The organism is Calothrix sp. PCC 6303 (assembly GCF_000317435.1).
Classification (GTDB): Bacteria; Cyanobacteriota; Cyanobacteriia; order Cyanobacteriales; family Nostocaceae; genus PCC-6303.
The window spans coordinates 6,188,582-6,202,406 of the sequence record NC_019751.1 but is presented as its reverse complement, the minus strand read 5'-3'; the positions used below and the strand labels follow the sequence as shown (position 1 = coordinate 6,202,406).

Below are 13,825 nucleotides of genomic sequence, written 5' to 3'. Positions count from 1 at the left end.
CAAAAAGCAATAAATTATGCTCAAGCGTTCCAAATTCGAGACAACCCAATCTCAGATTATGTATCGTGCAGAAGACTTGATTGCAGCAGCTTCTAATCGTTACCGCATCACGGTTCAGGTGGCAAACCGTGCCAAACGCCGCCGCTATGAAGATTTTGACAGTACAGACGATATGATGATGAAACCAGTGCTACGGGCAATCATCGAAATGTCAGATGAACTCACCCAGCCAGAGATTATTGGCGAAATCTAACAATTAAGGTAATTCATTTGCGCGAATGACAAAAAATATCAAGTTCATTCTACCGCCACTGAAACCTAGACAAACACTCATCGCCCTTTTGGTGGTGAGTGGTTTGTTTCTCAGTTTTCAGGTAGTCGTACCCAACAATATCTCCAAAAACATCAAGATATTTGCGATTCAACCCGCTATTGCTCAACAAGTCAGTATTGGTGATGCTTGGCGGAAAGTCTATGAGCAAATACCCGATTTTCCCAAAGAAAACAACTACATCAGCAAAGAATCTGGAAAAGTAGCCGCAAATAACACCCTTGCCAACCGGATTATTATTTATCATTCCTATGTCAAGGGACGAGCACCCAATTTTCGTTTAGATTGGAAGTTGACCTTGGCTGATTATCTGGGTGAAAATGAAATTATGTATGAAAATTCCTATCCAGGGAATGATACCTTAAAGAAAAATCCCCTAGAACCAGATAAATTAGCCATATCTAAATTGACTCGTCGTCAACGAGATAATTTAGTTCAAGCCTTGGTGAATACTTTCACTACTAAATAAGCAAAGAATCCAAAATTTCATCGTGCAACGCATTCTCAAAACTGGAAATGGCTGGCGTATCGGCTGGAATCCATCAGCACCAAAATATCAAGGTTTGGTTGGTAGTGATAATTGGGCAGTTGAACTAACAGAACCCGAATTTAATGACTTTTGTCGATTATTTACCCAGTTAACTGAAACAATCAAACAAATAGCTGGGGAATTAATGGATGAGGAAAAAATTTCCCTTGAAGCCGAGAGTGATTTAGTTTGGATGGAAATTGAAGGTTATGCCCAAAATTATAGCCTTAGATTGATTCTCAATTCTGGCAGAGGCGCGGAAGCAGCATGGGAAGCTGACGCAGTTCCCGGTTTTTGGCAAGCCGTAAACACGTTGCAAGTTTTTTGATGATTTTTCTATTTTCGTGGTATAGTAGGAAAGTTGAGAAAAACTCTTAGATTTATCTAAAGTTATTTCTTTCGGGGCGTAGCGCAGCTTGGTAGCGCGCCACTTTGGGGTAGTGGAGGTCGTGGGTTCGAATCCCGCCGCTCCGATTCTTTTAACCCTCGCAAACTTGCACCGCAATTAATTAATTCGGTGCTAAAACCAATGGGTAGCGCAATGAAGGTAAAGCGTGCCACGCCAACAGCACACCCTATTTACATATATCTCGAATAGGAAGTGTGATTAAAAATTCAGTTCTTTCATTCTCAACGGAAGAACATTTAATAGAACCACGATGTTGTTCAACAACAATTTGGTGGCTAACAGATAAACCTAAGCCAGTTCCCTGACCAGTGGGTTTAGTGCTAAAAAAAGGTCTGAAAATGTTATTGCGAACAGACTCGCTCATACCACAACCATTATCAGCAATTGAAATTACAACATGCTGCTGAAATTTAGACGTATGAATCCAAATAGTCGGTGTTTCATCTCCTATTTTACTGAAGTTAGCTGCTTTTTGTATCAGTGCATCTATAGCATTATTAATTAAGCTGAAAAATACTTGATTTAAAACTCCAGGATTGCAATCAATCTGAGGAATGGAACCATATTCCTTGATCACTAATATCTGATGAGTGTTACTGAGTTTCAGACGGTGCTGCAAAATGTCAAGTGTACTGTTAATACCCTCGTGGATGTCGGCGAATTTACTCTCAGTTTGATTTAAGCGTGAGAAATTCTGTAGTGATTCTACGATTTTATTAATACGATTTACTCCTACCTCCATCGAGCCGATTAATTTTGGCAGGTCTACCTTGATATACTCTAAGTCAACCTCAGTCAAAGTATTGAGAACTTTGGTATTTGACTGTGGGTATTGAGTAGTATAAACTGCTATAATTCTTAGTAAACCCTGGGTATATTCATCCAAATAATCTAAGTTGGCATAAATAAAAGTCATTGGGTTATTGATTTCATGGGCAACGCCAGCAACCATTTTCGCCAAACCAAGCATAGTTTCCCGATGAATTAGCTGCATTTGGCTAGTCTGGGACTGTTGTAATTGAGACAATGCTGACTCAGCATTCTCCTTTGCCATACGATAGTCTTTCTGTACTTGAAAAAGTCGTAACAGCGTCTTATAGTAGATATCCACGCTGAAAAGAACAAATAGTGACCCGAAAAAAAATACCATCCCGGTGAGTAAAGGTATCCACTCAAAAAGTCCACTACCAATCAAATAGGCAGATAAAGAGTAACCACCGAGGAAAAAAATCATCAGCGAAAACATTATTTGCCAACTTCGGCGATCGCTTTCGGTATTAAATAGGCTCAGAATTTTTCGCGTTTGCAGTATGCACAATCCCATAATGCCAGCACCTAGGACAATAATGATGACAATAGCGGATTGAACAAGTGAAGAAGTTAACATCGGTACTTTGTACCCAATTTTTAATTACGTGAGTCTTTTTTTAGTTCTGGTAGTCTCCCACAAAATCAGGAATTACAGGGTTGTCCTAGTGGGAATAGGAAGAAGTAAAGCTCATCTATTCCCTTATTGAGTTTATTCCTTCAGCAACAAATAGTATAACTGCCCATTACCCCCAGTAATGCCTGCGCGATCGCCTGCGAGTTTCCCGGTACCCATGAAGTAGTCTACCCTACCTGGTCCTTTGATGGCGCTGCCTGTATCTTGATCCAACACATAGCGACTCACAGCACGACGTGCCAAACCACCACCAGCTTTAGGATAGGGGAAGGAGTTATAAATTAGAGCCAAGGCACCTGGAGGCATAATAGATTTATCGGTGGCAATGGAACGATCTGCTGTCACAGGTACATTAATGCTACCAGTGGCTGGTCTTCCATTGGTTTCCTTGAAAAATACGAAACGTTCCCACCGTGGTAAATACTCATTCATATCTTGGGGATTGGAACGGAAATGCTGGATAATTCCTGGCATTGTTGCTTTATTTTTATCTAATTTCCCTTCTTTAATTAATTCCCTACCAATACTTGTCCAAGGGTAGTCGGTAGCACCTGCAAAACCCACAGTCGTACTTTTGCCATTGGTGAATTTGATTTGTGCCGAACCTTGAATTTGAATCATGTAGGCATCAAAGCGATCGCGTAACCACACCAACTCATAACCACGTATGGGGCTTTTATCTCCTAGTAAAGCATCTTTACCTTCTAAATCAATGCGTTTGGGGTGAGGTTTTGCCCATTTGTCAAAATCTGTTGGTAATTTATAAATGGGATATTTATATACAGATGTTTTGGTACGGCTAGCTGTATATATAGGTTCGTAATAAGCTGTAAATTTAACGGTACCATTGCCATCATTGCCAATGGAGCGATAGAAAGCAAACTCCTTCCTGACAGCAGCTTGCAATTTCTCAGCAGATTTAGAGGTTACAACCAATTGTCGGAACCTTTGTAAACTTTTCTTGACTCGCTCACGGGTGATACCAGGAACTGGGTAGTTTTCATAAGACGCGATCGCTCTTCTGGTTTCCAGGAAGCGGAGACTATGATCAATTGACTTTAGCAGAGATGCGCGATCGCCTTTTTTACCCCTTGCCCAAAAAATTTGCTCATCCCAACCTAAACATCCCCTTACTGGTTTACAACTAGGATCTATGGCAATTTCTTGGAGTACTGGTTGCACGACTGGTGGTAAACTTGGCGGTATTTGGGGCGGTACAGCACCTGGGCTGTCGGTTGCCGGAACTTGGGGTAAACTTGGTACCTGAGCAACAACAGACCAAAATGGTACCACCGTAGTAATACTGAGACTCAAGGAAAGCAAAGCAAGGGTTTTTCTCATCATTCTCTGTAAAATTAGCACTATTGCTTGAAAACTATTCGGTTCTGGAACTAAAAACAGGCTCGACTCGAATAGCTACAATCCGTGACGGACGGATCACCATATATTCATGTTCTATATTCTTAATCGGTACATTGATAAAATCGTCAGAGGTCGCCTTGGGCATCAATTCGCTGTACCACTTTTGGAAATGTTGAATTGTGGGAAAGCGGATTTCTTCCCTGTGACCACTATCCATCATAATATGTACCGCGTACTCAGTAGGTGTTTTAGCCATGGGATTAAATTATTTGGTCGAATTATTTGGTTGAATTATTTGAAATATATCCAACCCATTTTTAACCACATAAACCCGAAAATGAGAAGGGCACAAACCGGGAAATCCAGACTGATAGTCAATTTTTATCAGTGTAACTACTGAGTAGGTATGGTGATAATGAACAATTTATCATCATTTTCCATTAACCGATTATAAACCAGTAAAAATCTAGTCAGTGTTTCATCTAACATCACCTTCCCTTTCAGCTTAGGGCTTTGACGCACACTTCCCTAATTACTGTTCCCGAATTTTTGAGATGGACTACTACTTATATATATTTCCAATGTAATGCTCAATATTGGGAGGGTTACTGTAGAGTTAGGTACAATCAGATGAGAATATATGGGTGACACAGGGTGGACGATAATTATCAGACTTATTTAAATCGGGTAGCACGAACAACGTTACCGGAAACTTACCAGACACAAGTCCAACATGTTCAGGAATCTTCAAAGTTTTGTCTTACACCTAATGGTGAAAGAAAAGCAGCGGCATTTCCTGGCTACACCTTAATTACTCCACCAAGTGGGGAAGAATCCCAAAATTCAAGTTTTTATGCTCAAATACAGCTTTATCAGGAAGAATTACTGAAGCTAGCTGTTGATCATGATTTATCAGATTTGATAGTAGCTTTACCTACTTCAAGTTTCCACATGACAATAGCGGATTTGATTTGGGATAGTGCTTATCATCATGCTTGCGATCGCAATCCGCATTTTGAGTCCGATTTACAATCATGTTGTGGGAAAATTTTTCAGCAATACCACCAAAACCCTAATTTTCCTCCAGGTGAAAATCGTTGGAACATACTAGGGATAATGATCATGCCAAGGGCAATTGGTATTTCTTTGGTTCCTAAAAATCAAGCCAGTTATGAGCAAATTATCCAATTAAGGCGAAAAATCTACCAAAACCCCCAATTAATCAGCTTAGGTATCGAACAGCAGTATCACTATACCGCACACATCACACTAGCTTACTTCGGACAACCCAAGCCCGATTGGAAACGCGATCGCTTTGCCGATACAATGACAGAATTCAATCAAAAATGGTTAACAGATACACCAGATTTCACAATTAACCGCGTTGAACTGCGAAAATTTGACGATATGACGCGCTATTATCGTCAACCTAATTGGGCTGCAATCGATTTTTAGGATAGGCTGGAGGCTAGCCACTAGTACAAGAAAGCAAAAGTAAAAGGCAAAAAAGAAAGATGATTTTATGGACTTTTAAGCCATCTTAAATGGTAGCTTAGTTTCCGCCGACTTGTACTAGTCGAATTTTTGCAGTTCTGAATCTAATTCAATTCCTAGTCCCCGACTTCTGAATTTATTTCCACCTTCCAACTCGACAAATGGCGATTTACTTTTATAAAGTTACCGATGCTTATGGCTGTTTTTCCAATTTTTCTCCCCATGGGATTACAATTGCGGGAACCTATTGGTCAACAGTCGAGCATTATTATCAAGCACAAAAATTTGTCGGTAGTGTGGATGCAGAAATGATTCCTCTAATTCATAATGCCGCAACCCCTGAATTAGCAGCAGCTTTGGGACGTGATCCGAAGCTTCAACTTCGTCCCGATTGGGATATTGCCAAAATTGAGGTCATGCATAAAGCAGTTTGGCAAAAGTTTTTCACCCATCCTGACATTCGTACAATCCTTTTGGCAACTAATGAGCAATTATTGGTTGAAGATTCTCCAAATGATTATTTTTGGGGTTGTGGCAATGACAAAACTGGTCAAAATCAACTTGGACAAGCTTTGATGCAGGTACGTAGTGAACTGCGAGTTTTGTTTTTATCAATAAATACACTAGATAAATAAATTTAATGTGGGTAGTTCACTGATGTTTGTCCAAATCCGTCAGCATTCAATTGTCAGTGTTAGGAAACAGGAAATTGGATGATCACCCCTCAATTCTGTTGGAAGTAACACCGAAGGCACCACAGATTCGATCTATTATCGCCGTGTTCATATATATCTAATATTTGCATTCCTAAATTAATCTCTAACCAGTTGGTTATTTTAGGATTTACGCACTATAGAAATTAACCATGATATATACCCAGGAAAATAGGGTATTTCAGGTTTTGGTGAATCATTCTTCGATTGTACATTAAGCCGTGCCGTAGGGGTAAAGCACATTGCTAAACCCCTACGATAAATATGTTTTGTCAAACAAACATATTTCGTGTCAATGCGTAAGTTCTGTATTTGTATTCTGTTTTTAGTCGAACTAGTATCGACTTTATATTAGGCTTATTTCGCCTATGGACACTTTCACAGCAGTCACATTATAGGTGAAGTCTACACCGTCAAATTATTAAACTCATTGCAGTTGGCTTTTCCACCTACATCAAGGTTGAATCTAACTTGTGAATCTAAGGAACACTCAAGATAATTTAATTTATTTTACAAAAATTCATTAAGGCTATATTAAGACTTTCTCAGCTACAGTGGCATGTTCTGGATTAGGGGAGGTAATTGTTTCTGCTTCTGCACCCCAAGGATGAGTAAAGGAGGTTAAAACAGGTTGTGCTTCTGGCAAACTCCAGACATCTTCCAAACTTTCCCAAGATGGTGCAAATGGAGGTAAGGCAAAAGAACATGCTTTCCAACTTCCTTGGACAGGTGCCCCAAGTTGACCACAAACTCCTCCACGACGACCTTCTGGCTGATAATGACGGCAATATCGACAAGCAGAAGTAAAAGATTTAGCGCTCTTCATTCTTGGTGCGATTGAGGGTTTACTTTTCCTCTTTTATTTTCCGTCTAGATACAATTACGGATAATTGCCAACAAACCATTAATTGGTCTAGGTTGTAGCGATCCCAGAGGCAAAAATAATTTAAGATTGTTTTTATCTTTGTGTTATGTTTTTCAAACTTTTAATTAACTTACTATACAAAAAATATTTCTGGCTTAAAGAAAATATAATCAAAACCCATTAGGGATCAACCCTAAATAACTCAGATCATATTCTGGGTAAATTTTATTTTATCCTTGGAAAGGCTTATTATGACGAGAATAGTTGATTTAAGTAAGGCATAATTCACCAGATTTCTATTTAGTTGAGGTTAGAAATGACCTAATTATGGGAATGATAAAAAATTGGGTAAAATTCGCCAAAGATTTTGAGTTAGATCTTCCAATTTGATCAAATTATTCAGCGTTTGAGGCTTCTCAGTAGAATCACCGGAACTTAAGGCATGAGGTTGGAGAGTATTGAAAATAAGCTAAATCTGAGAAAAAATCTTTACTCTCAAAAGATATGAAGTTTTTATGCGTTACTGTTACATAACTTAGCATAATCTCATACACGAAGTAAGGGATTGGGAATGAATTCTTAAGCTGTCAAGTGCCTAATTTGTATATCTAAACCCGCATTTCTCACAAGATGAGCCACTTTTCCGCGAAAACAGGAAAAATGGCTCATATAAAAAATAGAGTAATTGTTTCTCAACTAAAGATAAAAGGTGAAAGTTAAACTAAAAGGCTTTGCAGTGCTTTTACTCTCCCTTTCACCTATTTGGCACCTGATGCCTATTCCATATTATCCTTAGCATCTCTAACTGCGGCAAGAAATGCTAGGACAGTTAGGGGAATGCTGACAGCTAAGATAATTGCGGTGTTTTGGTTGCCTAAATCTGGTTGTCCTGATGTTAATTCAAAGACACAACCGACAGCTGCGATCGCACTCACGCAGGAAACTAGTAATAATAGACCGCTTTTTGGAGTTAAGTACACTTTGATTCATCCACCCTTAAACAATTGGTTTGACTGCTTGCTGTGAGAAACCATGTTTTGATAGTTCCTGTGACAAAGCTAGAGAATTTTCCACACGGTCTACAAATACCACACCATTGAGGTGATCCATCTCATGTAAAATACAACGTGCGAGTAAATCTGTGGCTTTGAGGGTTTTGGGTGTACCGTTTTCGTCCTTGTAGCTGAGTTCTAGCGATAATGGACGCGTGACATCAAGGTATACTCCCGGAATACTAAGACAGCCTTCTTGAGCCGCACAAACCTCTTTGCTAACCTGTTTGACAACTGGGTTAATCAACACCAAGGGTTGATGTTCGGGTTTATCTGGTTCCAAATCGATTACAATTAGTTGCTTATGAATCCCAACTTGTGGTGCAGCCAAACCAATCCCATCACTGCTGTACATTGTCTGTAACATTTGGCGGGCAATTTGGCGGATTTCATCATCCACCTTGGTAATTCTTTTGGCTGGTTGACGCAACACGCGATCGCCAAGGTAATGTATGTCCAATGGCGGGTTTTTTAACTTTTTCTTCTCAACAGCGATTTGTGATGGCATTTGGCAGGTTACTCGCTATCCTTAAACTAGATTTTATAGATTTTATACGAAGCTTCTTTTTTTATCTTAACAATACAGGGGAAATCAGTTATCAGTAAACAGTTATCAGTGAACAGTAGGAATTACACAAGAACTATGCGGTTAGAGACTTGCGAGGTAAGGTAGACGCGAAGTAAAGAGAGACATGACATGTCTACGTCTCTACAAAGTGCTATTCCCTGTTCCCTTCCATAACCATTGACTACTAAATTATTTCTAGTTAAAAAGTACTAAATAAAACATTAAGGATAGCTGTGCTACGAATATTCACTAAGTTAGATTATCTCCTTAGAGAGACATTTCTAGGTTTGCAGCGCGGTGGTTGGATGAATTGGGCAGCCATCAGCATTGTAACTGTACTGCTGTTTCTCTTCGGTTTGAGTGTGCAAACTTCCTGGCAAATGGAAAAATTACTCAATCAGTTTGGCAGTCAGTTGGAGGTATCTGTTTATCTGGAGCCGAATGTTCAAGTTAATACAGTTGAACCGATGGTAATTCAATTACCCGGTGTCACAAATGTAGAAAAAGTTACTAAGGAGCAAGCTTGGACAAAGCTGGTGAAAGAGTTGGGGATGTCGGATATTCAAGGTGCAACACAGCAATTAGGAAGTAATCCGCTGGTGGATGAGTTGCGAGTTAAAGCGCAGAATCCTGATGTTGTACCCAGGTTAGCGATGCAGTTGGCAAAAATCAAGGGTGTGGAATCGGTACAGTATATTGATGAAGCTGTCAAGCGAATTGGTCAGTTACATCGGGGTTTAAATTGGGCAACAATTATAATAATTGGCATTTTGACGCTAACTGCTGTTGCTGTCACTAGTATCACCATTCGATTGATAGTGATGGCAAGACGTAGGGAAATCGAAGTTATGCAATTGGTGGGTGCAACAGCTTCGTGGATTTATTTGCCGTTCATTTTCCAGGGTATCGCATTTGGTTTCGTTGGTAGCGCGATCGCATGGTGTTTTATTTCCCTAAGTCAGCAGTTTTTGCGGAAGCTATTGGCAAATCAACCTGATTTTATCAAGTTCCTCAGCACCAGTTTACAACTGAGTACCAGTCAAACATTTTTATTGCCTTTTATTCTTTTATGTTTCGGTACAGCGGTAGGATTAGTAGGGAGTTTATTCGCGGTGAGGAAATTTGCCAAGACTTAGGAAGACGATTAGTAATAGTGGTTAAATTGAATTAACGGAATATCAAGCCTTAAATCAATTATGCGATCGCAATGGGAATCTCTACTACAAAATCTCGGTGTTTGGCAGGGTTCTTTTACTGTATTTTCCCCTCAAGGTGAACTTAAAGAAGATATTCCCAGTCGTCTCACTTTGGAAACCTTGGATGATACCCAGTCAACAGTGCGTTTGACGCTACTGCGGGAAGGGAAAAATGATCTAGTTTTGGACACTTCCAGTCTTTCACGTAGTTTACTGTTTTTTGAGAATGGGGCGTTTTCTCAAGGTGCCATGCAATTTTCACCCTATGGTGATTTTGGCGGAGAATTTAGCTTTATCCACGAAAATCGCCGTTTGCGCTTCGTACAACTGTTTAATAATCAAAGCAATTTATCTACCCTAACTCTGATTCGAGAACATCGAGAAGGGACTACACCCGATGAACGTCCACCGCTACAAGTGGAGTCACTTCTGGGAGAATGGGAAGGCGAAGGAATAACCATTTATCCCGATCTGCGATCGCCTGTGAGCTTCGATAGTAAAATGCAATTAAAACTGGATAAACATCAGCGTTTAATTCAAAACACTTACTTCGGTAGTGAGAAAATGATTGCATCTACTGCCACCATCAACGGTTCGATTCTCGATTTTGATGATAACCCCGAAAATCCCTTCCAAGTCATGATGTTGCCAGATGGTGCTTCCGCAACTTTTCCAGTTAAAGCCCAATTACGGCAACCATTATTTTTAGAAGCAGGTTGGTTAATCGAACCTAATCTTCGCCAAAGAATCATCCGTACTTACGACAATAAAGGTGAATGGGTAAGCTTAACCCTAGTCACCGAAAAGAAAGTAAGTTAACTATCAACCCCATTCCAAAGATGCTCTCGTAAATTTACTTTACCTACCTTATTGAACTTTACCCCTTCCTGCTCCAGAAGCGATCGCTGTAACGCATCACCCCCACATCTAGCCGGAGATTTGGATATTTCACCCTTGGCATTAATCACCCGTTGCCAAGGAATATCCGAATTTACATCCACTTGGTACAGCGCATAACCCACCAACCGCGCTTTCCCAGACAACATTGCTAAATCAGCCACCTGTCCATAAGTTGCGACTTTTCCCCAAGGAATCTTTCGCACCACCTCATAAATCACGTTATATGTAGACATGTACAACTCATCTAAGGAATGCGGATTAAATCAAATGCAAGTTTTTATTTTGTGAAACAGGCATCCTGCCTGTACAAATTAGATTAACGGGCAAGATGCCCATTCCACAAGATATGTATATTATTTAATTGCTAATTCTAACTGATAACTGATAACTGATACCTGATAACTGATATGTTCCCCTTAACTAGTCTTGTCACTGCTCTAACACTACTTGCATACTTTGTTTTTACAATTAATGTTGGTAGAGCTAGATTTAAATATAATGTACCCGTTCCTCAAACAACAGGAAATCCGGATTTTGAGAGAGTACTGCGTGTACAACAAAACACCCTCGAACAATTAGTTTTTTTTCTACCTGCTTTGTGGTTATTCTCCTTCTACGTCAGCGAGTTGTGGGGAGCGGTTATTGGTATGATTTGGTTGGTGGGTAGAATTGCTTATGCTTGGGGATACTACCAAGCCGCTGAAAAACGAGGAATCGGTTTTGCCATTAGTTTCCTTAGTAGCATCGTGTTACTTCTTGGTTCCTTAATTGCCATCATTCTCGGCTTAGTGCGATATTCATGATACAGCAGATTTCATATCAATAACTAATGTAGAGACGAGACATGTCACGTCTCTCTTTGTATTTGCATCTTTCTTTATATTGAATGATAAATTTAATTACATATCTCAAATGTCAAAGGTCTTTATAACAGGTGGAACTGGTTTCATCGGTGCAAATCTAACCCAATTATTACTGCAACAAGGTTATCAAATTAAGGCTTTAGTACGTCCTCAAAGCCAACTTGATAATCTCAAAAACCTGGATATAGAACTAGTAGAAGGTGACTTAAACGATCCAGATATCTACCTTCAGCTTCAGGGATGTCAATATCTTTTTCATGTTGCAGCACATTATTCCCTCTGGCAAAAAGATCGAACAGAACTTTATCAAAACAACGTTTCTGGTACCGAAAATATTTTAGCAGCCGCCAAAAAAGCGGGAATTGAACGCACAGTTTATACTAGCTCTGTTGCCGCAATTGGGATTAACAAAAACAGCAAAACCACCAACGAAACTTATCAAAGCCCCATCACAGAATTAGTCGGACATTACAAAAAATCTAAATATTTAGCTGAACAAAAAGCTCTAGAAGCAGCCAAATGCCAAGAAATAGTTATTGTTAACCCCAGTAGTCCAATTGGTGCTGGGGATATTAAACCCACCCCCACCGGAGACATTATTCTGCGCTTCCTACGTCGGCAAATGCCTGTATACATTGATACTGGACTAAATTTTATTGATGTGCGTGATGTAGCCATGGGTCATTTATTAGCCTTACAAAAAGGAAAATCGGGTGAAAGATATATTCTTGCCCATCAAAACCTCTCATTAAAACAATTTCTCGATCAACTAGCAGAGATCACAGGAATTCCTGCCCCGCAACAATCTATACCTGCATGGATACCTTTTAGTGTGGCTTGGATTGACGAAAAAATCCTTGCAAATTTAGGTAAAAAACCATCAGTTCCCCTTGATGGTGTACGTATGGCAAAGCAATCAATGTATTACGATCCATCAAAAGCTATCAATGAATTAGGACTTCCACAAACACCATTAGATAATGGGATGAAAGCAGCCATTAATTGGTTTAGAATTCATGGGTATGTTTAGTTAAACGTACAACTCAAAGTCGTTTAGGTCAGATGTAAAGACTTCCAAAAGTCGTTAACCTGCTTTCCTTGTCCGACATATGTACTTTAGCCATTTTTTCAGGACAGCAGAACCAAAATGAGACAGTACCCCCCACTCACAATCGCTCTTTATATCATTGGTCCGATACTGATTATCGCCAGTCATATCGGATCATTACTCCTTCTAACTACTGGCTTATCATTAGGTGCTGTTGTTTGGATCATATTTTTATATGAAATCCGGATGTTAGCAACAACTGGTATTTACCATAGACTACTCACTCACAAAAGTTATCAAGTACCTGCTCCATTTCTATGGATAGGTTGTATTGTGGCAGCATCAGCAGGACAAATGGGACCTAGTTGGTGGAAAGCACACCACATGAGTCATCACCAACATGCAGATTTACCTCTTGATCCTCATTCTCCTTATACCCCACTTCAGGGAATCAAAGGATTTTATTTTTCTCAAGGTGGCTGGTTGTTATCACCCCGATTCTTTCCTGCTAAACTACCAATTGACGTTGAACGCGATCGCGTACTAAAAATAATCGACCGTTTACACTTTGTTCCCACACTCGCACTTGCCGCAATCTCCTATTACATCGGTGGTGTTGAATATCTCGGCGCTTTTTTCCTCAGCACAACCCTCCTATTTCACGGGGTGCAAACTGTCAATTCTCTTTCTCATCTTGTGGGTGAACAACCATTTATTACCGACGACTTCAGCCGTAATAATTGGTTTGTGGCATTTCTCACCCTCGGTGAAGGCTGGCATAATCTCCATCACGCCTTTCAGTCATCCAGTCGCCATGGTATCACCATTCGTTCTGGAAAAATCGCTTATCTTCCAGACCCCACCTTTAGCTTTATTAAAATGCTTCAGTTTTTGGGAATAGCCTCAAAGCTGAGAGTTCCATCTGAAACTGAACTACTAGCGCGTGCTAAAGATAAAACCTTTCAATGTTCACAGTTGCCAATTGCGATAGAAGCATCAGTAGATTCCTAATTATTCCAAACTCAACAAACTAAGTAGGTGGGTAGGAAAA

Annotated in this window: 17 protein-coding genes and 1 tRNA gene; 11 read left to right on the top strand and 7 right to left on the bottom strand. The window is 39.9% G+C overall.

The window, feature by feature from the left end:
* Window positions 1-16 precede the first annotated feature (16 nt).
* From CAL6303_RS25180 to CAL6303_RS25165, 4 genes are all read left to right on the top strand, one after another.
* The gene (locus tag CAL6303_RS25180) at window positions 17-253 is read left to right on the top strand and encodes a DNA-directed RNA polymerase subunit omega (protein ID WP_015200662.1); all 237 of its coding nucleotides are present in this window, start codon (window positions 17-19) and stop codon (window positions 251-253) included.
* Window positions 254-278: 25 nt separating this feature from the next.
* Window positions 279-800 (top strand): hypothetical protein, encoded by a 522-nt coding sequence (locus CAL6303_RS25175; RefSeq protein ID WP_015200661.1) that lies wholly within the window; start codon window positions 279-281, stop codon window positions 798-800.
* 22 nt (window positions 801-822) lie between these two features.
* Window positions 823-1,188 carry a DUF1818 family protein gene (locus CAL6303_RS25170; protein WP_015200660.1) on the top strand — a complete coding sequence of 122 codons (366 nt, stop codon included), beginning with the start codon at window positions 823-825 and terminating at the stop codon, window positions 1,186-1,188.
* A gap of 72 nt (window positions 1,189-1,260) precedes the next feature.
* Window positions 1,261-1,334 (top strand) — tRNA-Pro (locus tag CAL6303_RS25165).
* 101 nt (window positions 1,335-1,435) lie between these two features.
* On the opposite strand, the gene CAL6303_RS25160 is transcribed toward CAL6303_RS25165, so the two are convergent.
* The 3 genes from CAL6303_RS25160 to CAL6303_RS25150 all read right to left on the bottom strand — a co-directional run bounded on the left by CAL6303_RS25160 (window position 1,436) and on the right by CAL6303_RS25150 (window position 4,331).
* The gene (locus tag CAL6303_RS25160) at window positions 1,436-2,656 is read right to left on the bottom strand and encodes a sensor histidine kinase (RefSeq protein ID WP_015200659.1); all 1,221 of its coding nucleotides are present in this window, start codon (window positions 2,654-2,656) and stop codon (window positions 1,436-1,438) included.
* 132 nt (window positions 2,657-2,788) lie between these two features.
* A complete protein-coding gene (locus CAL6303_RS25155; protein WP_015200658.1) occupies window positions 2,789-4,054 on the bottom strand; it encodes a murein transglycosylase A in 1,266 nt (421 codons plus the stop codon).
* 34 nt (window positions 4,055-4,088) lie between these two features.
* A complete protein-coding gene (locus CAL6303_RS25150; RefSeq protein ID WP_015200657.1) occupies window positions 4,089-4,331 on the bottom strand; it encodes a hypothetical protein in 243 nt (80 codons plus the stop codon).
* 398 nt (window positions 4,332-4,729) lie between these two features.
* Here CAL6303_RS25150 and CAL6303_RS25145 point away from each other — a divergent pair, with 398 nt between their 5' ends.
* Together CAL6303_RS25145 and CAL6303_RS25140 are read left to right on the top strand one after the other, a co-directional pair.
* Window positions 4,730-5,530, top strand: coding sequence for a DUF1868 domain-containing protein (locus tag CAL6303_RS25145; protein WP_015200656.1), 801 nt, complete (start codon window positions 4,730-4,732; stop codon window positions 5,528-5,530).
* Window positions 5,531-5,730: 200 nt separating this feature from the next.
* Window positions 5,731-6,204, top strand: coding sequence for an NADAR family protein (locus CAL6303_RS25140; RefSeq protein WP_015200655.1), 474 nt, complete (start codon window positions 5,731-5,733; stop codon window positions 6,202-6,204).
* 607 nt (window positions 6,205-6,811) lie between these two features.
* On the opposite strand, the gene CAL6303_RS25135 is transcribed toward CAL6303_RS25140, so the two are convergent.
* The 3 genes from CAL6303_RS25135 to def all read right to left on the bottom strand — a co-directional run bounded on the left by CAL6303_RS25135 (window position 6,812) and on the right by def (window position 8,707).
* Window positions 6,812-7,108 carry a hypothetical protein gene (locus CAL6303_RS25135; protein ID WP_015200654.1) on the bottom strand — a complete coding sequence of 99 codons (297 nt, stop codon included), beginning with the start codon at window positions 7,106-7,108 and terminating at the stop codon, window positions 6,812-6,814.
* An 815-nt stretch (window positions 7,109-7,923) separates the two neighbouring features.
* Complete coding sequence (locus CAL6303_RS25130; RefSeq protein ID WP_015200653.1) at window positions 7,924-8,127, bottom strand: hypothetical protein; 204 nt, start codon at window positions 8,125-8,127, stop codon at window positions 7,924-7,926.
* Window positions 8,128-8,143: 16 nt separating this feature from the next.
* The gene (gene def, locus CAL6303_RS25125) at window positions 8,144-8,707 is read right to left on the bottom strand and encodes a peptide deformylase (protein ID WP_015200652.1); all 564 of its coding nucleotides are present in this window, start codon (window positions 8,705-8,707) and stop codon (window positions 8,144-8,146) included.
* A 293-nt stretch (window positions 8,708-9,000) separates the two neighbouring features.
* On the opposite strand from def, the gene CAL6303_RS25120 reads away from it, so the two are divergent.
* Entirely contained in the window at window positions 9,001-9,903 is a 903-nt protein-coding gene (locus CAL6303_RS25120; protein WP_015200651.1) for a cell division protein FtsX, read from the top strand.
* A 60-nt stretch (window positions 9,904-9,963) separates the two neighbouring features.
* Window positions 9,964-10,782, top strand: a complete 819-nt coding sequence (locus tag CAL6303_RS25115) for a DUF3598 family protein (protein ID WP_015200650.1) — start codon at window positions 9,964-9,966, stop codon at window positions 10,780-10,782.
* Here the strand turns inward: CAL6303_RS25115 and CAL6303_RS25110 are convergent.
* Window positions 10,779-11,096: an MGMT family protein gene (locus CAL6303_RS25110; protein ID WP_015200649.1), complete on the bottom strand. Its 318-nt coding sequence runs from the start codon at window positions 11,094-11,096 to the stop codon at window positions 10,779-10,781. The genes CAL6303_RS25115 and CAL6303_RS25110 overlap by 4 nt on opposite strands.
* 174 nt (window positions 11,097-11,270) lie before the next feature.
* On the opposite strand from CAL6303_RS25110, the gene CAL6303_RS25105 reads away from it, so the two are divergent.
* The 3 genes from CAL6303_RS25105 (at window position 11,271) to CAL6303_RS25095 (ending at window position 13,785) form a co-directional block, all read left to right on the top strand.
* Window positions 11,271-11,666, top strand: coding sequence for an MAPEG family protein (locus tag CAL6303_RS25105; RefSeq protein ID WP_015200648.1), 396 nt, complete (start codon window positions 11,271-11,273; stop codon window positions 11,664-11,666).
* Window positions 11,667-11,775: 109 nt separating this feature from the next.
* The gene (gene hpnA / locus CAL6303_RS25100; protein ID WP_015200647.1) at window positions 11,776-12,756 is read left to right on the top strand and encodes a hopanoid-associated sugar epimerase; all 981 of its coding nucleotides are present in this window, start codon (window positions 11,776-11,778) and stop codon (window positions 12,754-12,756) included.
* A 117-nt stretch (window positions 12,757-12,873) separates the two neighbouring features.
* On the top strand, window positions 12,874-13,785 hold the full coding sequence (locus CAL6303_RS25095) for an acyl-CoA desaturase (RefSeq protein ID WP_015200646.1): 912 nt from the start codon (window positions 12,874-12,876) through the stop codon (window positions 13,783-13,785).
* Window positions 13,786-13,825: the final 40 nt, after the last annotated feature.

Coding starts and splice junctions, on each gene's coding strand:
- CAL6303_RS25180 (WP_015200662.1), top strand. CDS start 17: ATGCTCAAGCGTTCCAAATTCGAGACAACCCAATCTCAGATTATGTAT.
- CAL6303_RS25175 (WP_015200661.1), top strand. CDS start 279: ATGACAAAAAATATCAAGTTCATTCTACCGCCACTGAAACCTAGACAA.
- CAL6303_RS25160 (WP_015200659.1), bottom strand. CDS start 2,656: ATGTTAACTTCTTCACTTGTTCAATCCGCTATTGTCATCATTATTGTC.
- CAL6303_RS25155 (WP_015200658.1), bottom strand. CDS start 4,054: ATGAGAAAAACCCTTGCTTTGCTTTCCTTGAGTCTCAGTATTACTACG.
- CAL6303_RS25150 (WP_015200657.1), bottom strand. CDS start 4,331: ATGGCTAAAACACCTACTGAGTACGCGGTACATATTATGATGGATAGT.
- CAL6303_RS25140 (WP_015200655.1), top strand. CDS start 5,731: ATGGCGATTTACTTTTATAAAGTTACCGATGCTTATGGCTGTTTTTCC.
- CAL6303_RS25135 (WP_015200654.1), bottom strand. CDS start 7,108: ATGAAGAGCGCTAAATCTTTTACTTCTGCTTGTCGATATTGCCGTCAT.
- def (WP_015200652.1), bottom strand. CDS start 8,707: ATGCCATCACAAATCGCTGTTGAGAAGAAAAAGTTAAAAAACCCGCCA.
- CAL6303_RS25115 (WP_015200650.1), top strand. CDS start 9,964: ATGCGATCGCAATGGGAATCTCTACTACAAAATCTCGGTGTTTGGCAG.
- CAL6303_RS25110 (WP_015200649.1), bottom strand. CDS start 11,096: ATGTCTACATATAACGTGATTTATGAGGTGGTGCGAAAGATTCCTTGG.
- CAL6303_RS25105 (WP_015200648.1), top strand. CDS start 11,271: ATGTTCCCCTTAACTAGTCTTGTCACTGCTCTAACACTACTTGCATAC.
- hpnA (WP_015200647.1), top strand. CDS start 11,776: ATGTCAAAGGTCTTTATAACAGGTGGAACTGGTTTCATCGGTGCAAAT.
- CAL6303_RS25095 (WP_015200646.1), top strand. CDS start 12,874: ATGAGACAGTACCCCCCACTCACAATCGCTCTTTATATCATTGGTCCG.